The 20,599-nt window shown below is 63.2% G+C and carries 26 protein-coding genes; 8 read left to right on the forward strand and 18 right to left on the reverse strand.

Annotation, left to right across the window (positions count from 1 at the left end):
- Position 1: 1 nt before the first annotated feature.
- A complete protein-coding gene (locus LSQ66_RS13335; protein WP_231765687.1) occupies positions 2–1,525 on the reverse strand; it encodes an alpha/beta hydrolase in 1,524 nt (507 codons plus the stop codon).
- A gap of 104 nt (positions 1,526–1,629) precedes the next feature.
- Between LSQ66_RS13335 and LSQ66_RS13340 the strand changes: the two genes are divergently transcribed.
- The gene (locus LSQ66_RS13340; RefSeq protein ID WP_231765688.1) at positions 1,630–2,136 is read left to right on the forward strand and encodes a hypothetical protein; all 507 of its coding nucleotides are present in this window, start codon (positions 1,630–1,632) and stop codon (positions 2,134–2,136) included.
- Positions 2,137–2,141: 5 nt separating this feature from the next.
- Here the strand turns inward: LSQ66_RS13340 and LSQ66_RS13345 are convergent, their stop codons facing one another.
- From LSQ66_RS13345 to LSQ66_RS13355, 3 genes are all read right to left on the reverse strand, one after another.
- A complete protein-coding gene (locus LSQ66_RS13345) occupies positions 2,142–3,683 on the reverse strand; it encodes a 2-isopropylmalate synthase (RefSeq protein WP_231765689.1) in 1,542 nt (513 codons plus the stop codon).
- A 13-nt stretch (positions 3,684–3,696) separates the two neighbouring features.
- Complete coding sequence (gene pssA / locus LSQ66_RS13350; protein ID WP_231765690.1) at positions 3,697–4,557, reverse strand: CDP-diacylglycerol--serine O-phosphatidyltransferase; 861 nt, start codon at positions 4,555–4,557, stop codon at positions 3,697–3,699.
- Between the two features lie 75 nt (positions 4,558–4,632).
- Entirely contained in the window at positions 4,633–5,013 is a 381-nt protein-coding gene (locus tag LSQ66_RS13355; protein ID WP_231765691.1) for a hypothetical protein, read from the reverse strand.
- A gap of 76 nt (positions 5,014–5,089) precedes the next feature.
- Between LSQ66_RS13355 and LSQ66_RS13360 the strand changes: the two genes are divergently transcribed.
- Positions 5,090–5,695: a GyrI-like domain-containing protein gene (locus LSQ66_RS13360; RefSeq protein WP_231765692.1), complete on the forward strand. Its 606-nt coding sequence runs from the start codon at positions 5,090–5,092 to the stop codon at positions 5,693–5,695.
- Positions 5,696–5,698: 3 nt separating this feature from the next.
- Here the strand turns inward: LSQ66_RS13360 and LSQ66_RS13365 are convergent, their stop codons facing one another.
- A complete protein-coding gene (locus LSQ66_RS13365) occupies positions 5,699–6,451 on the reverse strand; it encodes an SIMPL domain-containing protein (RefSeq protein WP_231765693.1) in 753 nt (250 codons plus the stop codon).
- A gap of 183 nt (positions 6,452–6,634) precedes the next feature.
- Here LSQ66_RS13365 and LSQ66_RS13370 point away from each other — a divergent pair, with 183 nt between their 5' ends.
- Positions 6,635–6,898 (forward strand): DUF1902 domain-containing protein, encoded by a 264-nt coding sequence (locus LSQ66_RS13370; RefSeq protein ID WP_231765694.1) that lies wholly within the window; start codon positions 6,635–6,637, stop codon positions 6,896–6,898.
- A gap of 175 nt (positions 6,899–7,073) precedes the next feature.
- On the opposite strand, the gene ilvC is transcribed toward LSQ66_RS13370, so the two are convergent.
- Genes ilvC through LSQ66_RS13385 form a run of 3 tightly spaced genes read right to left on the reverse strand, consistent with a single transcriptional unit; the run spans position 7,074 to position 10,337 of the window.
- The gene (gene ilvC, locus LSQ66_RS13375) at positions 7,074–8,090 is read right to left on the reverse strand and encodes a ketol-acid reductoisomerase (RefSeq protein WP_231765695.1); all 1,017 of its coding nucleotides are present in this window, start codon (positions 8,088–8,090) and stop codon (positions 7,074–7,076) included.
- Between the two features lie 32 nt (positions 8,091–8,122).
- Positions 8,123–8,614 carry an acetolactate synthase small subunit gene (ilvN, locus tag LSQ66_RS13380; RefSeq protein ID WP_231765696.1) on the reverse strand — a complete coding sequence of 164 codons (492 nt, stop codon included), beginning with the start codon at positions 8,612–8,614 and terminating at the stop codon, positions 8,123–8,125.
- 1 nt (position 8,615) lies between these two features.
- Complete coding sequence (locus LSQ66_RS13385) at positions 8,616–10,337, reverse strand: acetolactate synthase 3 catalytic subunit (RefSeq protein WP_231765697.1); 1,722 nt, start codon at positions 10,335–10,337, stop codon at positions 8,616–8,618.
- Between the two features lie 359 nt (positions 10,338–10,696).
- Between LSQ66_RS13385 and LSQ66_RS13390 the strand changes: the two genes are divergently transcribed.
- Genes LSQ66_RS13390 through LSQ66_RS13405 form a run of 4 tightly spaced genes read left to right on the forward strand, consistent with a single transcriptional unit; the run spans position 10,697 to position 13,129 of the window.
- A complete protein-coding gene (locus LSQ66_RS13390; protein ID WP_269449073.1) occupies positions 10,697–11,386 on the forward strand; it encodes an RNA polymerase sigma factor in 690 nt (229 codons plus the stop codon).
- A complete protein-coding gene (locus LSQ66_RS13395) occupies positions 11,383–11,787 on the forward strand; it encodes a DUF3619 family protein (RefSeq protein ID WP_231765699.1) in 405 nt (134 codons plus the stop codon). Before LSQ66_RS13390 ends, LSQ66_RS13395 begins: the two co-directional genes overlap by 4 nt.
- Before the next feature lie 3 nt (positions 11,788–11,790).
- Complete coding sequence (locus LSQ66_RS13400; RefSeq protein ID WP_231765700.1) at positions 11,791–12,600, forward strand: DUF3106 domain-containing protein; 810 nt, start codon at positions 11,791–11,793, stop codon at positions 12,598–12,600.
- Positions 12,587–13,129, forward strand: a complete 543-nt coding sequence (locus LSQ66_RS13405; protein ID WP_231765701.1) for an RDD family protein — start codon at positions 12,587–12,589, stop codon at positions 13,127–13,129. Before LSQ66_RS13400 ends, LSQ66_RS13405 begins: the two co-directional genes overlap by 14 nt.
- Here the strand turns inward: LSQ66_RS13405 and LSQ66_RS13410 are convergent.
- Positions 13,122–13,778, reverse strand: a complete 657-nt coding sequence (locus tag LSQ66_RS13410; protein ID WP_231765702.1) for a hypothetical protein — start codon at positions 13,776–13,778, stop codon at positions 13,122–13,124. The two genes, LSQ66_RS13405 and LSQ66_RS13410, sit on opposite strands and share 8 nt — an antisense overlap.
- A 133-nt stretch (positions 13,779–13,911) precedes the next feature.
- Here LSQ66_RS13410 and LSQ66_RS13415 point away from each other — a divergent pair, with 133 nt between their 5' ends.
- Positions 13,912–14,253, forward strand: a complete 342-nt coding sequence (locus LSQ66_RS13415; protein WP_231765703.1) for a PilZ domain-containing protein — start codon at positions 13,912–13,914, stop codon at positions 14,251–14,253.
- Here the strand turns inward: LSQ66_RS13415 and LSQ66_RS13420 are convergent.
- The 9 genes from LSQ66_RS13420 to iscU form a co-directional block, all read right to left on the reverse strand.
- Positions 14,250–14,930 carry an RNA pseudouridine synthase gene (locus LSQ66_RS13420; RefSeq protein ID WP_231765704.1) on the reverse strand — a complete coding sequence of 227 codons (681 nt, stop codon included), beginning with the start codon at positions 14,928–14,930 and terminating at the stop codon, positions 14,250–14,252. The genes LSQ66_RS13415 and LSQ66_RS13420 overlap by 4 nt on opposite strands.
- Positions 14,927–15,949 carry a low-specificity L-threonine aldolase gene (gene ltaE, locus LSQ66_RS13425; RefSeq protein ID WP_231765705.1) on the reverse strand — a complete coding sequence of 341 codons (1,023 nt, stop codon included), beginning with the start codon at positions 15,947–15,949 and terminating at the stop codon, positions 14,927–14,929. The genes LSQ66_RS13420 and ltaE overlap by 4 nt, the downstream gene beginning before the upstream one ends.
- The gene (locus LSQ66_RS13430; RefSeq protein ID WP_231765706.1) at positions 15,946–16,827 is read right to left on the reverse strand and encodes a class I SAM-dependent methyltransferase; all 882 of its coding nucleotides are present in this window, start codon (positions 16,825–16,827) and stop codon (positions 15,946–15,948) included. Before LSQ66_RS13430 ends, ltaE begins: the two co-directional genes overlap by 4 nt.
- Positions 16,814–17,008: a Fe-S cluster assembly protein IscX gene (iscX, locus tag LSQ66_RS13435; protein WP_231765707.1), complete on the reverse strand. Its 195-nt coding sequence runs from the start codon at positions 17,006–17,008 to the stop codon at positions 16,814–16,816. Before iscX ends, LSQ66_RS13430 begins: the two co-directional genes overlap by 14 nt.
- Before the next feature lie 13 nt (positions 17,009–17,021).
- On the reverse strand, positions 17,022–17,363 hold the full coding sequence (fdx, locus tag LSQ66_RS13440; protein ID WP_231765708.1) for an ISC system 2Fe-2S type ferredoxin: 342 nt from the start codon (positions 17,361–17,363) through the stop codon (positions 17,022–17,024).
- A 23-nt stretch (positions 17,364–17,386) separates the two neighbouring features.
- Complete coding sequence (gene hscA / locus LSQ66_RS13445; protein WP_231765709.1) at positions 17,387–19,267, reverse strand: Fe-S protein assembly chaperone HscA; 1,881 nt, start codon at positions 19,265–19,267, stop codon at positions 17,387–17,389.
- A gap of 62 nt (positions 19,268–19,329) precedes the next feature.
- The gene (gene hscB / locus LSQ66_RS13450; protein ID WP_231765710.1) at positions 19,330–19,845 is read right to left on the reverse strand and encodes a Fe-S protein assembly co-chaperone HscB; all 516 of its coding nucleotides are present in this window, start codon (positions 19,843–19,845) and stop codon (positions 19,330–19,332) included.
- A gap of 14 nt (positions 19,846–19,859) precedes the next feature.
- Positions 19,860–20,183, reverse strand: a complete 324-nt coding sequence (gene iscA / locus LSQ66_RS13455) for an iron-sulfur cluster assembly protein IscA (RefSeq protein ID WP_231765711.1) — start codon at positions 20,181–20,183, stop codon at positions 19,860–19,862.
- 17 nt (positions 20,184–20,200) lie between these two features.
- Entirely contained in the window at positions 20,201–20,587 is a 387-nt protein-coding gene (gene iscU, locus LSQ66_RS13460; protein WP_231765712.1) for a Fe-S cluster assembly scaffold IscU, read from the reverse strand.
- Positions 20,588–20,599 lie beyond the last annotated feature (12 nt).

Below are 20,599 nucleotides of genomic sequence, written 5' to 3' on the forward strand. Positions count from 1 at the left end.
TTCAGGGCGCGGGCACTGCGTCCTTCAGCGGCGAATCGGGATAGGCCGTCTTCCAGATCTCCCAGCCCATCCTGCGCCGCAAGGCCATGCGTTCGCTGCCTTCAGCATACAGGTCGTAGTGGCCCTTCCCGGGCAGATAGGCAAAGCTGGCCTGGCCTGCCACGTCGCGCACGGCCTGCTCGAACTTGCGCACCGAAACATCAAGGCCGTACTCGTCCTTGTCGCCCACATAGATGTGCAGCTTCCCATCGAGCTCGCGCTTCTGTCCCGCCCAGCGCTGGCGCACGATGCGCGAGAGATCCCAATGCGCCAGCCAGTAGTCCGCGACCTCGCGGTCTATCTTGCCGGTGGCACGGTCGTACAGCTTGCGCGGCCTGCCATCCGCAGCCCTCGGAGAGAAGACCCACTCGAAGGCCTGGGCCTGCCCGCCATATTCGGCCAGTACTTCCTCCATGCGCGCCGCGGACGTGTCGCGCTTCACGGTGTTCGGATCGGCCAGGTCCAGGCCTTCGAACACACTGAAGTCCAGGAAATCGGGCGAGGTGGCAAATGCGCCGCGGAACAAGGTGGGGTAGTTCACCTGAAGCCAGACTGCGGCCCAGCCGCCGGAGGAGTGCCCCATCAGGTAGCGGCCCGCCGACGGGTCGGTGCGGTAGCGGCGGTCGATCTCCGGCAGCAGCTCCGCCGTCAGCGCACGGCCCCAGGGACCGTTGTTCACGCTGTCCGCGAACTCGTGGGTGCCGCTGGCCAGGCTCTGGTCCAGGAACACCCAGATCATGGGCGGCAGCCGGCCGTTGCCCGTCTGATTGAGTACGCCCAGCGCGCTGTCCGCCAGCGAGGCCATGCCTGCCTGGAAGCCGTGCGTAAAGTACACCACGGGATAGCGCCGGGCGGGATTCTCGCCATAGCCCGGCGGCGTGAGCACGAAGCCGCGCAATGCCTTACGCGTGCCCCAGAAGGCGGTCAGCGCATCGCTGTCGACGGAGAACTCCGTGATGCGCCGCTCCACCTCCGCCTTGTCCTCCGCTTTCACCAGGGGCTTGCCGTCCGGCCGTGTCCAGTAGCTGCGTCCGGGCAGCACCTCCGCCAGTTCGAGCGTAAGCGGCTCCGCGGCCGGAAGGTGCAGCTTGCGCACCGGCGAGGCGACATCGCCCGCACCGCGGCCCGAATAGCCGTAGCTGTGATCGCGGTCCAGCAAGGCCTGCACCCAGTAGTCGCCTGGCGGAAGCTGATCGACCGGTACGGGGAAAGCAAGGTCGCCGGGATAGAAGCGCACAGCCTCGCCTGCGTTGATGCCGCTCACCTCGCGGGCCGCTACGAAGTTCTGGTTCTTCACGAAGGGATCGGCGTCGACGGCGGCCGGGGCGCCCTTCCCTTCCACCACCTTCTCCGCAAACAGGAGCAGGCGCCCCGGGCCCGGCTGGCCGAGCGAGGGCGCGGCTTTGACAAGAACAGGGCCGTCGTGAGCGTGTGCAGAGGACAGCAGGGCCGCAGCAAAAAGGCCGAGACAAAACAGTAGGCGCATGGAGTCTCCCAATAGCGGCTGCAGGCGGAATGCTCAGCCGTGGGTGACAGCATATAGCACGTAGAACAAATTTTCTACTTCAAAATTTCTTCTAGAATACGGCCATGACCCGTCTTCTGTTCAGCCATCCCAGCTCTGGTCCCGCCGCGTCCGAAGACGCTGCTGTCCCGCCTCCCCGCCGGCCGATCGATGACGACAGCGAAGCCTTCACCCTGCCCCGCGATGACGGCGATGGAGGCGATATCGGCGCGGAGGCGGAGCCGGCCCAGCCAAGGATGCTGGCCGCCCTGCTCGATCCGCTGCTGCTGAACCTTGAAAAGGCAGGGCTGCCTGACGAGGAAGAGGCCATTGCCGAACCGGCGCCTGGGGAGTTTGCAGGCGAGAGTCTGCAGGAGTTCGCGATGGAAGGAGAGTTACTGGCGGAGCTGCCTGGCGGAACGGCGGAGGCGCTGAACATCGACACGGACCCTGAGCAGGCCACGAAAAAACATGCGGGCGAAGGCTGGTACTGGGCTGTGGTGCCGCGCAGCGGCGAACCGGCCTACAGCGCCGCGCTGCGCCACCGCTCGCGCGCCCGGTCAAGGACGCGCAAGCGCCCGCGTCCGGACTAGCCGCCTCAGATAGTTTCGGCCTGGGGGTTGACGCGCTCCTTGCTGTGCAGCTTGTTCAGCGCCGAGAGATAGGCCTTGGCCGAGGCGGTGACGATGTCCGGATCGGCGCCCACGCCGTTGACGATGCGGCCCGCGCTGGACAGGCGCATGGTCACCTCCCCTTGCGATTGCGAGCTGGGGCTGATGGCCGCAATCGAGAACAGCACCAGCTCCGCGCCCGACTGCGCACGGCTCTCGATGGCGTTGACAATGGCGTCCACCGGTCCATCCCCCGTGCCCTCGCAGCTGTATTCCACGCCGCCCATCGAAAACACAATGCGCGCATGCGGCAGCTCCCCCGTTTCGGAACGCTGTGCCAGCGAGACCAGGCGGTAATGCTCACCCTCGTGGCCCTCCTCGTCCGACACGAGGGCCATGATGTCCTCGTCGAAGATCTCGGACTTGCGGTCGGCCAGCTCCTTGAAGCGGGCGAAGGCGGTGTTGACTTCTGCTTCCGAATCGAGCTCGATGCCCAGCTCCTGCAAGCGCTGCTTGAAGGCGTTGCGGCCCGAGAGCTTGCCCAGCACGATCTTGTTCGCGGTCCAGCCCACGTCTTCGGCGCGCATAATCTCATAGGTTTCGCGCGCCTTCAGGATGCCGTCCTGGTGGATGCCCGACGCGTGCGCGAAGGCGTTCGCGCCCACCACCGCCTTGTTGGGCTGCACGGCAAAGCCGGTAATCTGCGACACCATCTTGGACGCGGCCACGATCTGGGTGGTGTCGATGCCGCATTCGAGATTGAAGTAGCCCGCGCGCGTGCGCAGCGCCATCACCACTTCTTCCAGCGCCGTGTTACCGGCACGCTCGCCCAGGCCGTTGATGGTGCACTCGATCTGGCGCGCGCCGCCGATCATCACGCCCGCCAGCGAGTTGGCCACGGCGAGGCCAAGGTCGTTGTGGCAGTGAACGGACCAGATGGCCTTGTCCGAATTCGGGATGCGTTCGCGCAGGCGGCGGATGGTCTCTCCGAACAGCTCGGGCACCGCATAGCCCACCGTATCCGGGAAATTGATGGTGGTGGCGCCTTCGTCGATCACGCCCTCCAGCACGCGGCACAGGAAGTCCTCTTCCGAACGGCTGCCGTCTTCCGGGCTGAATTCGATATCGTTGGTGTGCTGTCGTGCGAAGCGCACCGCCAGCTTCGCCTGCTCCAGCACCTGCTCCGGCTCCATGCGCAGCTTCATTTTCATGTGCAGCGGCGAGGTGGCGATGAAGGTGTGGATGCGTTTGCGGGCCGCAGGCTGCAGGGCCTCGGCGGCGCGCGCGATGTCGCGGTCATTGGCGCGCGAGAGCGAGCACACGGTGGAATCCTTGATGGCAGCTGCGATGGCGCGGATCGATTCGAAATCGCCCGGCGATGCGGCGGCGAACCCCGCCTCGATCACGTCCACCCGCAGGCGCTCCAGCTGCTTCGCGATGCGCACCTTCTCTTCGCGCGTCATCGAGGCGCCGGGCGATTGCTCGCCGTCGCGCAGGGTGGTATCGAAAATGATCAGGCGGTCGCTCATGCGGCACTCCTTGCTAGTCGTCGGTTTCGTCTTCCGTCTGGACGATGCTGACCGGCTTGCCCTTGGCGAGGCGCACGAAGAACACCAGGTAGCCGGACAGGCCGTACAGCACGAACAGCGGGAACATGACTTTCGGCGGGTCGATGGAGATCAGCGCGAACACCAGCGCGATCAGGAACACGGCGATGAAGGGCACGGACTTGCGGAAGTTCACGTCCTTGAAGCTGTAGAAAGGCACGTTGGTGACCATGGTCAGGCCCGCGAACATGGCGATGCCCCAGGAGACCCAGGGCAGCAGCACGCCCGGCACTTCAAGGTCCACCATCATCAGCACGAAGCCCGCCACCAGCGCGGCGGCCGATGGGCTGGGCATGCCCTGGAAGTAGCGCTTGTCCACCACCTGGATGTTGGTGTTGAAGCGGGCCAGGCGCAGCGCGGCGCCAGCGCAGTACACGAAGGCCGCGATCCATCCCAGTTTACCCAGGCCGCGCAGCGACCATTCATAGATGACGAGGGCTGGCGCCGCGCCGAAGGACACCATGTCGGACAGGCTGTCGTACTGCGCGCCGAATTCGCTCTGGGTGTTGGTGAGGCGGGCGACGCGGCCATCCAGGCCGTCCAGCAGCATGGCCACGAAGATGGCCCAGGCGGCATGCTCGAAGCGCTGGTTCATGGCCATGACGATGGCATAGAAGCCGCAGAACAGCGCACCGGTGGTGAAGGCATTCGGCAGCAGGTAGATGCCGCGCGAACGCGGCTTGGCCGTCCCATCCGCCGCATGGTGGCGTGCGAAACGGCTGAAGGGCGTCCTGCGGGGCGCCTTGCCAGCCGGGTTCACTGCATTGTTGGGCCTGCGGCGGGGAAATTTTGCCATACGTTCCTGTGATAGCTGCGCTAGAGAATGGCCCCTATTATAGTGGAGCGCGCAACATAGGAGTGGCTGCGAGCGTCAGAACTTCGTCACAGCCCCAGCCTTCCTCGCGACACAGTTTCCTCGAATGACCATTCCATCGTCGCGCTTGAAAAAGTAGTTTCCATCGGTCCGATCAACGTATGATATTGCTTCCTGGTCATTTCGAAGCTGGATTTTGTAGGCATCGGCTCGAACGAACCGGTATCGGTCTGAAAAATCGAATCCGCGGCCGAAGTTGTCGTAGAAGGCCACGGTCGACGAGTCGAAGGTCAGCTCAAGCCGGCGAACGAATTCGTACTGCGAGCCGTCGGGATCGGTGCGCTTGACCGAACAGTCCAGGACGAGATCCTGAGCGAGGGAGCCTGCGGCAAGCACCAGCCCGGCGATAGACACGAAAGTTGCGGAGAGATATCTCATGAATAGCCTCCAGATCGTTGTTAGCAGTTAGACTGCAGCCGCCACGCAAAGGTTCAGCCAACACTCAGGAATATTCATGCCGAAAATTGATCTCAAGAAGGAACTCAAGCAGCTGTATCACGCATCCGCAAAGGGCGTGGTGGAAGTTCAGGTGCCACGCTTGCGCTTCCTGATGGTCGATGGCGAGGGTGATCCCAATACATCGCCGTGGTACGCCGAGGCCGTGGAGGCCTTGTTCTCCGTTTCATACACCGCGAAGTTCATGGTGAAGAAGGCTGCGCAGACCGACTACGCCGTCATGCCGCTCGAAGGGCTGTGGTGGTCGGACGATATGTCCTCCTTCACCAGCAACGACAGGTCGAAATGGAAGTGGACGATGATGATCATGCAGCCTCATTTCGTGGAGCAGGCCGTGATCGAGGCGGCGCTGGCGGAAGTGAAGCGCAAGAAGGGGCTTCCAGCACTGGATGAGCTCCGGCTGGAGGACTTCATGGAGGGACGATGCGCGCAGATCCTGCACGTCGGGCCATTCAGCGAGGAAGGCCCGACCATCCAGCGCGTCCACGATTTCATCGGGGAGCGCTCAGCCCTCGCCGGAAGGCACCACGAAATCTATCTGAGCGATGTTCGCCGCGCCGATCCGGCCAGGTGGAAGACCATCATCCGCCAGCCGATGGAATGACGGTTACTTGAAACGCACCTTCCCTACCAGGCGCATGTCCAGCGTGGTCTCGCCAGGTTCGAAGCTGGGTTCTGCCACTTCGGCCGTATCCTTCGCTGCCCGCATCATCATCATTGGCGCCGCGGGCGCCATCTCGCGGCCAGCGTAGTTCCCGGTACCTTCGAAGTCCACCGTTTCCAGCACTGCGTCGCTGGTTTTGCGGCCCATGGCGCTGGCGATGGAGGCGATGCGCTCGTTCAGGTTGCGGTAGGTGACAGCGATGCGCTGGTCGTCCAGCTTGCGCGTGGCCTCGGGGCTCAGGCCGAACTGGATGTTGTTCAGGGTGAGGATCTTCTGCGCGGCAGCGACCGTTTTCGGCAGCGTGCCCAGGCTGGTGGTGGTCATTTCCACGTACTGGCCCACGCGCCATGCCACCGGCTGCGGCCTCTTTGGCGTGCCGCCCATCGGCACCGGACGGTCTTCCGGGTACACGGGATAGGTGTAGTAGCCCTGGGTCTTCAGCCTGGCCTGCGGGTCTTCCTTCTTCAGGATGTCCAGGCCCTGCTTCATCTTCTGGTTGACGCGGGAGGCGGCAGCGGCCTTGTCCTTGTCCTGCTCCTCGATGGCCAGCGTGGCCACGGCCTGGTCGTTGGGCGCGCGCACTTCGCCGTTGGCGGGCACGATCACGAGGGTTCCGGTGGTGGGAATGGACTGCGCCTGCACAGCCTGGGCGCCCAGCACGAGGGCAGCGGCGGCGACGGTTTTCATGACGGTCATCTTGTTCTCCGAAGTCAGACAGTGCCCCGACTTTAACCGAAATGGCCATAGAGCAACGCTCCAGTTGGTGACCGTTTGTAACCGCCGCCCTGGGCAAGCTCACTTTGCTGATCAAGTCGGTATCAGGTGAGTGCAGTTGTGAACTATACTCATTGGATACTCCCCAGCCACGATGGAGCCAAAATGTACCGAATCGGGTATCCCTTCTGGAAGCAGGCCGCGCATCTCGGCATTCCGCTGAAGATCCGCGTCAACGTTGTTGAAGACGAGGACGCTGGCGTTTATGTGGCAACCAGCACGGATCTGCGTGGACTTGTATGCGAGGCGAAAACTATGGATGAGCTCGTAAAAGAGGTAAACGCCGCGACCGCCACCCTGCTTGAGCTCCACCTGAGCAAAGTTCCTGCAACCCCGCCTATTACGGATCTGCGCTTTCGCGCAGCATGAAGGGCTACTACAGCCGAGTCCTTCAACTCCTGAAGGACGCTGGCTTCACCCATGTACGTCAAGGTAAAGGCGCCCACGAGATATGGGGTAGAAAAATCGGCCGGGATCAAACACAAGTTCTGACCATAGAAAAAAAACGGCCCCGCAGGGCCGTTGAAGTGGAACGTGGGACAAATCAATTCTTGGACTGGTCCACCAGCTTGTTCTTCGCGATCCAGGGCATCATGGCGCGCAGCTTGGCGCCGACTTCTTCGATCTGGTGCTCGGCGGTCAGGCGGCGGCGGGAGATCAGGGTCGGGGCGCCCGCCTTGTTCTCGAGGATGAAGCTCTTCGCGTATTCACCGGTCTGGATGTCCTTCAGGCACTGGCGCATCGCTTCCTTGGTGGCCGAGGTCACAACCTTCGGACCGGTCACGTATTCGCCGTACTCCGCGTTGTTGGAGATGGAGTAGTTCATGTTGGCGATGCCGCCTTCGTAGATCAGGTCCACGATCAGCTTCAGCTCGTGCAGGCACTCGAAGTAGGCCATCTCCGGCGCGTAGCCCGCTTCCACCAGGGTCTCGAAGCCTGCCTTGATCAGTTCAACCGTACCGCCGCACAGCACGGCCTGTTCGCCGAACAGGTCGGTCTCGGTCTCTTCGCGGAAGTTGGTTTCGATGATGCCGGCCTTGCCGCCGCCGTTGGCCGCAGCGTAGGACAGGGCGATGTCGCGCGCCACGCCGGACTTGTCCTGGTAGACGGCGATCAGGTGCGGCACGCCGCCGCCTTGCGTGTAGGTGCCGCGCACGGTGTGGCCCGGGGCCTTCGGCGCCACCATGATCACATCGAGGTCGGCGCGCGGCACAACCTGGCCGTAGTGCACGTTGAAGCCGTGGGCGAAGGCCAGCACGGCGCCCTGCTTGATGTTCGGCGCCACGTTCTCGTTGTAGACCTGGGCGATGTTCTCGTCCGGCAGCAGGATCATCACGACGTCGGCGGCCTTCACGGCCTCGTTCACCTCGGCAACCTTCAGGCCGGCCTTCTCCACCTTCTGCCACGAGGCGCCGCCCTTGCGCAGGCCCACGGTCACGTTCACGCCCGATTCGCTCAGGTTCTGCGCGTGCGCGTGGCCCTGGGAGCCGTAGCCGATGATGGCAACGTTCTTGCCTTTGATGAGGGAGAGGTCAGCGTCTTTGTCGTAGAAAACTTTCATGATCATTCCTATGTATTTTGTGTTGTGTGTGTTCAGACTTTGAGGATGCGTTCGCCGCGGCCGATACCCGAGCCGCCGGTACGGACGGTTTCGAGAATGGAGGTGCGGTCGATTGCATCGATGAAGGCATCCAGCTTGCTCTTGGCGCCCGTCAGCTCGATGGTGTAGGTCTTCTCGGTCACATCGATGATGCGGCCGCGGAAGATGTCGGCGGTGCGCTTCATTTCTTCGCGCTCCTTGCCCACTGCCCTCACCTTGATCAGCATGAGCTCGCGCTCGATGTGCTGGCCTTCGGTCAGGTCCACCACTTTCACTACCTCGATCAGGCGGTTAAGGTGCTTGGTGATCTGCTCGATGATGTCGTCCGAACCGCTGGTGACGATGGTCATGCGCGAGAGGGTCGAATCCTCGGTCGGCGCGACGGTCAGCGTCTCGATGTTGTAGCCGCGGGCCGAGAACAGGCCCACCACGCGCGACAGCGCGCCTGCTTCGTTTTCCAGCAAAACAGAAATAATGTGTCGCATATCAGAGGTCCTCCGATCCGAGCAGCATTTCGGAGAGGCCTTTACCGGCCTGCACCATCGGCCAGACGTTCTCGCTCTGGTCGGTAATGAAGTTCATGAACACGAGGCGGTCCTTCATGCCGAAGGCTTCGCGCAGCGCGCCGTCCACGTCGCCCGGCTTCTCGATGCGCATGCCCACGTGGCCATAGGCCTCGGCCAGCTTCTCGAAGTCCGGCAGCGAATCCATATACGACTCGGAATAGCGCGAGCCGTAGTCGATCTGCTGCCACTGGCGCACCATGCCCAGGAAGCGGTTGTTCAGGAGGATGATCTTCGGCGTCAGGTGATACTGCTTGCAGGTGGCGAGCTCCTGGATGCACATCTGGATCGAGCCTTCGCCCGTGATGCAGGCCACGGTGGCGTCGGGGTTCGCCATCTGCACGCCCATGGCGTACGGCAGGCCCACGCCCATGGTGCCAAGGCCGCCGCTGTTGATCCAGCGGCGCGGCTTGTCGAAGCGGTAGTACTGCGCGGCCCACATCTGGTGCTGGCCCACGTCCGAGGTGATGAAGGCGTCGCCCTTGGTGATGTCCCACACCTTTTCCACCACCTGCTGAGGCTTGATCACCAGCTCGGAAGTGGCGTACTTGAGGCACTCGCGGCCGCGCCATTCATTGATCTGCGACCACCACTTGGCCAGTGCAGGCTTGTTCGGCTTGGCCTCGGCGGCTTCGAGCTGGTTGAGGAATTCGACCAGCACGTCCTTGACGTTGCCCACGATGGGGATGTCGACCTTCACGCGCTTGGAAATCGACGAGGGGTCGATATCCACGTGAATGATCTTGCGCGGGTTGGTGGCGAAGTGCTTCGGATTGCCGATGACGCGGTCGTCGAAGCGCGCGCCGATGGCGATCAGCACGTCGCAGTGCTGCATGGCCATATTGGCTTCGTAGGTGCCGTGCATGCCGGGCATGCCCACGAAGTGCGGGTCGCTGGCGCGCGAGCCGCCCAGGCCCATCAGGGTATTGGTGACGGGGAAGCCGAGGCGTTCGACCAGCTTGTTCAGCTCCGGCGAGGCATTGGCCAGGATCACGCCGCCGCCCGTGTAGATCATGGGGCGCTCGGCCTGCAGCAGCAGCTGCACCGCCTTGCGGATCTGGCCCGAATGGCCCTTGTCCACCGGGCGGTAGGAGCGCATCTCGATATCCTTCGGATACGAGTAGGTATGCTTGTGCATGGAGATATCCTTGGGGATATCCACCAGCACCGGGCCGGGACGGCCGGTGCGCGCAATATAAAAGGCCTTCTTGACCGTTTCCGCCAGTTCCTTGACGTCCTTCACCAGGAAGTTGTGCTTCACCACCGGGCGCGTAATGCCCACGGTATCGCATTCCTGGAAGGCGTCCTGGCCGATCGCGTGGCTGGGCACCTGGCCGGAGATCACCACCATGGGAATCGAATCCATGTAGGCGGTGGACAGGCCGGTGACGGCATTGGTCACGCCCGGTCCGGAGGTCACGATGGCCACGCCCACTTTCTGCGAGCTGCGCGAATAGGCGTCAGCGGCATGGACGGCTGCCTGCTCGTGGCGAACGAGGACGTGCTGGAATTTGTCTTGCTTGAAGATGGCGTCGTAGATGTAGAGCACTGCTCCGCCGGGGTAGCCAAAGACGTGCTCAACGCCCTCTTCGGCAAGGCAGCGCACGAGGATCTCGGCGCCTGTGATGGAGGCTTCGGTGTTCATGAAACATTCCTTTCAAGGTCCATAAGGAGATTGATAGGATGCTCTGGCCTGGCGAAGCGGGCGTTCCGTGCAGCACTTCGGGCTTCCCTTCTTTCTGCGGTCACGCTACCCCTTCCCCGCAACGTAGTGCAAGTACAAGGCAACGCTAAACGCAACTCGTTTGGCCTGAGTTTCTGCAGCGGGTGTGCCGACCTCTCACGCTTGTGGCGCGGGTTAGAGCAAACTGCTGACAAATGAAAGCTGGTTTTCCCCAACGGCTTTGTGTGCCTGTTGCGTCAAACCGGGGAGCTTCGTGGTGTGCAAAGCGTTCCATACGTTACTGCGTTGCAGCATGGCGGTCAAGGCTTATCTGACAAAAAATGCATATCTATACATTTTTGTTCGCAATCTCGTGCCAAAACAGGCCGTTTTTGCTAGGATGCCCAACAGTTCACAAAAAGACCCCCACGGCGACCACTCCGGCAGCACGCTCCCCACGCATGGCCACAGACAAAGAATTATCGGATTTCCTCGAAAACGTGGAGCGGCGGGCATTCAAGCAGGCGGTGTATGCGGTGCGCCGGGACGAATCGGCCCTCGACATCGTGCAGGACGCCATGATCAAGCTGGCCGAAAAGTACGGCGACAAGCCGGCCGCCGAGCTGCCCATGCTGTTCCAGCGCATCCTGCAGACCACCATCCTCGACTATTTCCGGCGCGAGAAGGTGCGCAATACCTGGGTCAGCCTGTTTTCCGGCTTGGGAAGTTCCCACGAGGAAAACGAGGACTTTGATATACTGGAGAGCTATGAGGCGGAGCAAGGCACCCAGGCCGCCGAATCGAGCGCCGACCAGGTCGAACGCTGGCAGATGTTGCAAATCATAGAAGACGAAGTACAAAAACTGCCGGCGCGTCAACGGGAAGCCTTCCTCATGCGTTACTGGCAGGATATGGACGTGGCGGAGACGGCGGAAGCGATGGGATGCTCCGAAGGGAGCGTTAAAACACATTGCTCCAGAGCAACACACACCCTTGCAGAGTCGCTCAAAGCCAAAGGAATCAAACTATGAACACCGAAGAATTGAATTTCGCTTACCGTGTGCGCCACGCGCTGAACGAGAAGCTGGACGATTTGCCGGCTTCGACGACGGAGCGCCTGGCGGCTGCCCGCAAGGCGGCCGTGGCGCGCAAGAAGGCGCACGTGGAAGTGCGCGTAGCCCGTACCGCTCCGGCCATGGCTGGCGCGGGTACGGCAGGCTTCGGCCATGCCTTCGGCTGGATGAACCGCTTCAGCGTTGCCCTGCCCCTGGTGCTCATGCTGTGCGGCATGGTCGGCGTCTACCAGTATGAACAGCAGCAGTCGATCGCCGAACTGGCGGAGCTGGATGCGGCCGTGCTGTCGGACGAGCTGCCGCTGTCGGCCTATCTGGACCACGGCTTCAACGCATACATCGAAACGCGCGGGCAATAAGCAATGGCGCAAGTCCGTGGCCGTACCCCGCTCGTCGCTGGCATTGCCGTTTTGGCAGTATTGCTGGCGGCAGGCGCCGTATGGCTGCACCACGAGAGCGGCGAGGCGCCGCTGGCGGCCATCGCCTCCGTGCCTGCCAAGGTAGGCCTGGGCAGCAATGTCACCGCGGAAAAGCCGCGCTGGTCGGAATTGAACGCAGCACAGCAGAAGGCCCTCGGCCCGCTGGAATCCACCTGGGACGAACTGGGCCCCGTGCGCAAGAAGAAGTGGCTGGACATCGCCAACCGCTTCAACACCATGAAACCGGACGAGCAGCAGCGCGTGCATGAACGCATGCGCGAGTGGACCCGTCTCTCCCCCGACGAACGCAAGGCCGTACGCGAGAACTACGCGCGGGCGCAGAAGATCGTCGGCGGCCAGAAGGCCGCGCAGTGGGAGCAGTATCAACAGCTGCCGGAAGAGGAAAAGCGCAAGCTTGCCGACACCGCTGCCGGCAAGCGCCAGCAGGTGGCCAAGCCGCCGACGCCGGCCCAATCCATGATCAAGACCCCGCAGCCGATCAAGGCGCATGGCCAGGGCCTGGTGCCGCCGCCCGGCACGCCCGCGCCCGTCGCGCCCACGCCCGCAGCACCGGCTCCGGCCACGCCCGCTCCCGCTCCTGTGGTTCCAGCGCCCGCCGCTCCCGTCACCTCGCCCGCGCCGGCGCCGGAAGTGGTCTATCCGCTCGAAGGCGCTGCCACACCGGCCGCCATGAACCAGCAGTCGATTTCTACGCCGGCGTCCCCGGCCCCTGCGCCGAATGCCACCAAGTAAAGAAGCACTCTCCAGCTATCCCGCCCCCACCGTCAAGCGCCGCCTGATCTCCATGGTCTACGAGCTGCTGCTGGCGTTCGCCGTGCTGTTCCTGCCTTTCCTCGTGTTCGAGGTCGCCACGGGGGCGAGCCATACGCCTGTGGTGGAACATATGCGGCAGGCGCTGGCCTTCATCGTACTTGGCATCTATTTCATCCATCAATGGAGCCGCAAGGGCCAGACCCTGGCCATGCAGACCTGGCGCATCCGCCTCGTGACCGCCGGTGGCGAAGCGCTGCCGCTGAAAATGGCCGTGCTGCGCTATCTCCTGAGCTGGATGTGGGTGCTGCCCGCCCTGGTGCTGGACTTCGCCCTGCAGCTGCAGCGCTGGCACGCCCTGTACGCCATTTTGGGCGGCATCGCACTGTGGTCGCTCACCGCATTCTTCGACCGCGACCGCCAGTTCCTGCACGATAAGCTGGCAGGCACGCGCCTCGTCCAGCTACCGAAACCAACTAAGGCGGCGTCGGTCCCCCAACAGGCTAGCTAGGTCCGCGCTCCCCTCGCGCGACATGAATTCGTGCGCCAGACTGAACGATTATTTGCTGTACATGCTTGTCCTGATGCGAAACCAGCATCTCCGCGCGGTAGATGCTTGCCGCTTCTTTGAGCGCAAGAAATGAGCAACTACCAAACGTAACCAGGCAAAGCAAAAAGAGCAGAACAGTCTGGCCCAAGGCCAGGCCTAGTACTCCAGAAAAGACCAAGGGGACAAAAGCAACAAAAGCCAGAACAAAATACAGCACACCATATGTCCATTTGCGCCACGTTCTGGAGAATGAAGTGTAGTACTTAGGCCGGAATTCGATCTGCAGGTTGCCAGAGGAAGGCAAATGCTCGATGTAGGAACGGCCAAGGACATAGTCCTTAAGTGCCCGTTCTGGGCGCTGCAACGATATCAGGTATTCAATGGCCTCGGAGCCAATCGACCGGTCACCAGCAATTGCGTGATACCCCTTCTCGCGAACAAAGGGGTGCATGTCTGGCTCTTCCTTAATAGCGGTTAGAAAGTCACGCGCGAATCGATACTCATCTCTCATACGATGATGCCTTCCCATCGCCAGCTCATACATTATGCGAGCAGCCCCTACCACCGCCAGTAGCGTGGAGACAATTTTTAAACCGAAATCGAAATCCATGGTTTCCCTTGGAGGCGTTATTCGAGATCAGAGAATGCCACGACTGGAAGAGCGACTTGTTGACCTACCACAACGTTTCATTCCCTCAGGGCAGGAGAACTACACCGAGGGTCAATTTCCACTACGATAAGTCATGGACCAAAGACGAGAGCATGTACGGCGCCTGCTGCAAGTGCAAGCCACAGTTACTGAACTGAATGGCGGGGCCGTGCGCATCGTGCAGATCATCGACATCGCGCGCATGGGGGTGGCCTTCGTTACGCCCTATCCCATGATCCCGGACCGCTCCTACCGCTTCTGCTTCGCCTTTCCGGGGAGTTCAGTGCGCAACGATGCCGTAATCGACCTTGTCTACAGCCGTCCCTTCGGCAGCGAGGGCCGCTTCCGCAACGGCGCGCGCTTCCAGAGCCTGCCGCAGGAAAGCGTGGACCTGATTGTCGACTACGTCACCAGCGGCGCGTTCGAAGCGGCCTAGAAGCGCTCGTAGCCTTGCAGGTAGCGCCACTGTCCGGCGGGCAGGCCCGCCATGGCGATGCGCCCGAGGCGGATGCGCTTGATGGCGGTGGGCGTGAGGCCCACCGACCTGCACATCACGTCGATCTGCTGCGGCTTGGGCCCCTTCACCGCAAAGCGCAGGCGGCCTTCGTTCTGCCAGCTCACCTTGGCGCCGCCGCGATTGAGCTGGGCCAGGCCGTCTTCGGCGATGGTTCCGGACACGTCCACGATAATCTCCTGCTCCACCTTGTCGCCCTCCTCCACCAGCTTGCGCGCGACGCGGAAGTCCTGGGTGAAGACGAACAGGCCGCTGGCGTGGTCCGGCAGCGGCAGCGCAGGCGTCAGGTTGGCGATGTGGCGCCTGAGGAAGCGTTCGCGCCGCGCTTCGGCACTGCGGTTTGCTTCCGTGAGCAGGCCTGCAGCGCTCACGCCCGCAGGCTTGTGGAGAAGGATGGTGACGGGCTGGATCTCCAGCAGCGTGGCATCCGGCGCAAGGGCCACCTGCTGCGCTGGCGCGACGCGCGCGCCGGGTTCCTCGATCACGAGGCCATCGACCAGCACATAGCCGCCTTCGATATAGAGTTCGGCCTCGCGCCGCGAACACGGCGCCATTTCGGCCACGCGCTTGGAGAGGCGGATCGTTGCGTCGTCCGTCATGCCTGCCAGCGCTGGAAGAAGTGCGTGAACACGGCGGCCACCGTTTCCATGTCGGCGCGCGACACGTCAAGGTGAGTCACCAGGCGCAGGCGCGGCGACATCGACACGCGGATGCGCTCGGCCAGCAGCGCTTCGTTCAGCGCGGCGGCGGCCTCGCGCGGCACGTCGACATAGAAGATATTGGTCTGCGGAATACTCACCTTGAGCGCACCGATCTTCGCCAGTTCGGCGGAGAGGAAGGCCGCGTTGTCGTGGTCCTCCGCCAGACGCGCCACGTTGTTCTGCAGGGCGTAAAGGCCTGCGGCTGCGAGCACGCCTGCCTGGCGCATGCCGCCGCCCAGCATCTTGCGCCAGCGCTTGCCCTGTTCGATCAGGGCGCGGCTGCCGCACAGCACGGAGCCGACCGGCGCGCCGAGCCCCTTGGACAGGCAGACGGATACGCTGTCGAAACCCGCCACGGCGTCCTTCAGCGCACTGCCCTGCTTCACGGCGGCGTTGCAGATGCGGGCGCCGTCCAGGTGGGTGTTCAGGCCGCGCAGGTGGGCCAGGCGCGTCGCCTGGGCCAGATAGTCGGCGGGCAGCACGCGGCCGCCGATGGTGTTCTCCAGCGCCAGCAGCCGGGTGCGCGCGAAATGCACGTCGTCCGGCTTGATCTGGGCTTCGATGTCGGCGATGGCGAGCGTGCCGTCCGCCTGGTTGGCGATGGGCTGCGGCTGGATGCTGCCCAGCACCGCGGCGCCGCCGCCTTCGTAGCGGTAGGTATGCGCTTCCTGGCCGACGAGGTATTCGTCGCCCCGTCCGCAATGGGCCAGCAGCGCGATCAGGTTGCTCTGCGTGCCGGATGGCGCGAACAGCGCCGCCTCGTAGCCGAACAGCTCCGCCGTGTAGTCCTGCAAGGCATTGACGGTGGGGTCGTCGCCATACACATCGTCGCCCACCGGCGCGGCGTGCATGGCCTCGCGCATGGCCGCGGAGGGCTGGGTAACGGTGTCGCTGCGCAGGTCGATCCAGTGGCTCATGCGGTTTCCTGTCCGGTATAGAAGCGGTGGCCCAGCTCTTCCAGGCCGACGGTTTCCAGCACCTCCTGCAGGCGCTCGGAGGGACGGCGCCGCGGCAGGTTCTTGTAGGTGGCGATAATCAGCTCGTTCTTCATCGAGTGCTCCCAGCCCACCAGCTCCGTCACATTGACCTGGTAGCCGTGCGCTTCGAGCTGGAGGCAGCGCAGCACATTCGTGATCTGGCTGCCGAACTCGCGGGTGTGGATGGGATGGCGCCAGATCTCAGTCAGCGCGCTCTTGCCCAGGGCCTGGCCCTTGTTCTTGCGCAGCACCGAGGCCACTTCCGCCTGGCAGCAGGGCACCAGCACCATATGCTTCGCCTTCTTCTTCAGAGCGAAGTCGATGGCGTCGTCGGTCGCCGTATTGCAGGCGTGGAGGGCCGTGACGATGTCGATCTGCGGCGGCAGCGCGTCCGAGGTGGTGGATTCGGCCACCGAGAGCGGCAGGAAGGACATGCCGGGGAAACTGAATTTCTGCGCCAGCTCGCGCGAACGCTGCACCAGCTCTTCGCGCGTTTCGATGCCGTAGATGTGGGAATCGCCGCCAAGCTGCTTGAAGAACAGGTCGTAGATGATGAAGCCGAGGTAGGACTTGCCCGCGCCATGGTCCACCAGCGACACGCTGCCCTTCTCTTCCAGCACGTCCTTGAGCAGGGGCTCGATGAACTGATACAGGTGATAGACCTGTTTCAGCTTGCGGCGGCTGTCCTGGTTGAGCTTTCCGTCGCGCGTGAGGATGTGCAGCTCCTGAAGCAGCGCGACGGACTGTCCCGGCTTGATCTCCGGGATGTCCGTCACTTCGGCGGGCAGTGCTGCGGGGGCTGGCTTATTGCGCTTCATCGATCCATGCCTGCTGAATCGCCTCCAGGATCTTTTCGCCGCCGCGCTTGTGGTCGTCGTCGAAGCCTTCCAGCGTGACGACCCAGTTATGCAGGTCGGTGAAGCGGATCGTGGTCGGATCCAGGTTGGGGTATTTGTCGTACAGCGCTTCGGCAATCGCCGTGATGTCAGTCCATTTCATCGCAGGCTCCCAGTCAGTGGCCGCCTTCGCTGGCGTGGTTGATGGTGTACTTCGGAATCTCGATCACGAGGTCCTCGTCCGCCACGATGGCCTGGCAGGACAGGCGCGACACCGCTTCCAGGCCCCAGGCCTTGTCCAGCAGGTCCTCTTCCGTTTCGCTGGCCTCGTTCAGCGAGTCGAAGCCTTCACGCACCAGCACGTGGCAGGTGGTGCAGGCACAGGATTTCTCGCAGGCGTGTTCGATATGGATATCGTTGTCCAGCAGGACGTCGCACACGGACTTGCCGGATTCGGTTTCGATCACGGCGCCTTCGGGGCACAGCTTGGCGTGAGGGAGAATGACGATTTGGGGCACGGAGCTACCTTTGTAATGATGTGTTATGCGACCTGGTCGAGCGACTTGCCGGCCAGCGCGCTGCGCACGCTGCGGTCCATGCGGCGCGATGCGAATTCCTCGGTGCCTGCGGCCAGCGCTTCGACGGCGGCCTTCACGGCGAGATGGTCCACGGAACCGGCGGCCGACTGCGCGACGATGTCGCGCGTCCTGGCGATCAGCGCATCGATGGCGGCGCGCTCGTCGGCGTCGAGCAGCGCGGCATCCTCCTCCAGGGCGGATTCGGTGGCCAGCAGGATGCGCTCGGCTTCCACCTGCTCTTCGCGCAGGGCGCGCGCCTTCATGTCCGCGTCGGCGGCGCTGTAGGAGTCCTGCAGCATGCGCGCCACGTCGTCATCACCCAGGCCGTAGGAAGGCTTGACGGTGATGGAGGCTTCCACGTTCGAGCGCAGCTCGCGTGCCGAGACAGAGAGCAGGCCGTCCGCGTCCACCTGGTAGGTGATGCGGATGCGCGCCGCGCCCGCCGCCATGGGTGGAATGCCGCGCAGCTCGAAGCGCGCCAGCGAGCGGCAGTCGCTCACCAGTTCGCGTTCGCCCTGCAGCACGTGCACGGCCAGCGCCGTCTGCCCGTCCTTGAAGGTGGTGAATTCCTGCGCGCGGGCGCAGGGAATGGTGGAGTTGCGCGGAATGATCTTCTCGACCAGGCCGCCCATCGTTTCAATGCCCAGCGAGAGCGGAATCACGTCCAGCAGCAGCCAGTCGTCGCCCGGCGCGCGGTTGCCCGCCAGGAGGTTGGCCTGGATGGCTGCGCCCAGGGCAACCACCTTGTCCGGGTCGATGTTCGCGTGCGGAATGGTGTGGAAGAAGTCGCCCACGGCGCGCTGCACGTGCGGCATGCGGGTGGCGCCACCCACCATCACCACGCCGTCGATATCGTCGGCGTCGATGTTGGCGTCGCGCAGGGCCTTCTTCACGGCGGTCATGGTCTTGGCGACCAGGTGCTTCGTGATCTCGGCGAAGGTCTCCGCCGTGATCTTCAGGTGCACTTCCTCGCCCGAGCCGAGAATGGCGTCCACCGTCACCTCGGGCTTGGTGGAGAGCAGCTCCTTCGCCTCGCGCGCCTTCACCATGAGCACCGCCGTGTCCTCGTCGGACAGGGGCGCGAGTTTCTCCTGCTCGTGGATCCAGCAGAACAGGCGGTGGTCGAAATCGTCGCCGCCCAGGGCGGAATCGCCGCCAGTGGACAGCACCTCGAACACGCCCTTGGACAACTTGAGGATGGAAATGTCGAAGGTGCCGCCGCCCAGGTCGTACACGGCAAACAGGCCTTCGGAGCCGTTATCAAGGCCGTAGGCGATGGCCGCGGCGGTGGGTTCGCTCAGCAGGCGCAACACGTTCAGGCCCGCCAGCTGGGCGGCGTCCTTGGTGGCCTGGCGCTGGGCGTCGTCGAAATAGGCGGGCACGGTGATGACGGCGCCCACCAGGTCGTCGCCCAGGGAATCTTCCGCGCGCTGGCGCAGCGTGGCCAGGATCTGGGCCGAAGTCTCGACCGGGCTCTTGATGCCCGCGACGGTCTTCAGCTGCACCATGCCCGGAGCGTCGACAAAGTCGTAAGGCAGGTTCTCGGCGTAGGCGATGTCCTTCAGGCCGCGGCCCATGAAGCGCTTCACCGAAACGATGGTGTTCTTCGGATCGGTGGTCTGCGCCGCCATGGCCTTGTAGCCGATGTTGGCATGGCCGTTGGGCAGGTAGCGCACCACGGAAGGCAGCAGCGGACGGCCGTCTTCGTCGTTCAGCACTTCCGGAATGCTGTTGCGCACGGTGGCCACCAGCGAGTTGGTGGTGCCGAGATCGATCCCGACAGCCAGCCGGTGCTGGTGCGGCGCCGTGGACATGCCCGGCTCGGAAATTTGCAGAAGTGCCATTTAAATCACGCCTCGCGAGGCTCTGTCTTATTGTTCAAAGTATGGCGCGGATGGCGCCATCGCTATGCTTCGATGGCAGCGTAGCTGTGCTCTATCTCTTCCCGGAATTTTTCGAGGAACATCAGGGCGCGCACGCCCTGCGCGGCCGCATGGAAGTCGCCGCCGTTCAGCGCCGCCTCGATTTCCTGCAGCTGCTTCTTGCGCGCGGAGCGCAGCTCGCCATCCAGTTCGTCCAGCTGCTCCGTATTCTTTTCCGAACGCGCTTCGGCCAGGGCCTCGCGCCACTCCATCTGCTGCATCAGGAAGGCCATCGGCATGGCGGTGTTCGATTCGGTCTGCAGGTCCACGCCATTGAGCTCGCACAAATAGGCTGCCCGCTTCTGCGGGTTCTTCAGCGTCTGGTAAGCCTCGTTGGCGCGCGTGGCCCATTGCATGGCGACGCGCTTCTCGGCATCGGTGGCGTTGACGAATTTGTCGGGATGGACGCGTCCCTGGACCTCGCGGTAGGCGGCGTCCAGGGCGCCGCTGTCAATGGCGAACTGCTGCGGCAGTTGGAAGAGCTCGAAGTGGTTTTGCACGGTGCATCGACGGATCAGATACGGAAGCTTTCGCCGCAGCCGCAGGCGTCTTTCTCGTTCGGGTTGTTGAACTTGAAGCCTTCGTTCAGGCCTTCGCGGGCGAAGTCCAGCTCCGTGCCGTCGATGTACGGCAGGCTTTTCGGATCGACAAACACCTTCACGCCGTGCGACTCGAAGACCTGGTCTTCCGGCGCCACTTCGTCCACGTATTCCAGCTTGTAGGCCAGCCCCGAGCAGCCGGTGGTGCGCACGCCGAAGCGCAGGCCGACGCCCTTTCCGCGGCGTTCGATATACCGGTTGATGTGCTTCGCTGCTTTTTCAGTCAGGGTGATTGCCATACTTCCTCCGTGTTGCCTCAGGCGTCTGCGTGCTTGGCCTTGTAGTCCTGCACGGCGGCCTTGATCGCGTCTTCCGCCAGGATCGAGCAGTGGATCTTCACCGGCGGCAGGGCCAGTTCTTCGGCGATCTGGGTGTTCTTGATGGCCAGCGCCTCATCCAGCGACTTGCCCTTGACCCATTCCGTCACCAGCGAGCTGGAGGCGATGGCCGAACCGCAGCCGTAGGTCTTGAACTTCGCGTCTTCGATCAGGCCGTTCGCGCCGACCTTGATCTGCAGTTTCATCACGTCGCCGCAGGCCGGTGCGCCGACCATGCCGGTGCCCACGCTTTCATCGCCTTTTTCAAAGGCGCCCACATTGCGCGGATTTTCGTAGTGGTCGAGAACTTTTTCCGAGTAAGCCATGATGTGCTCCTG

This window comes from Massilia endophytica (assembly GCF_021165955.1).
In the GTDB taxonomy this organism is placed as follows: Bacteria; Pseudomonadota; Gammaproteobacteria; order Burkholderiales; family Burkholderiaceae_D; genus Rugamonas; species Rugamonas endophytica.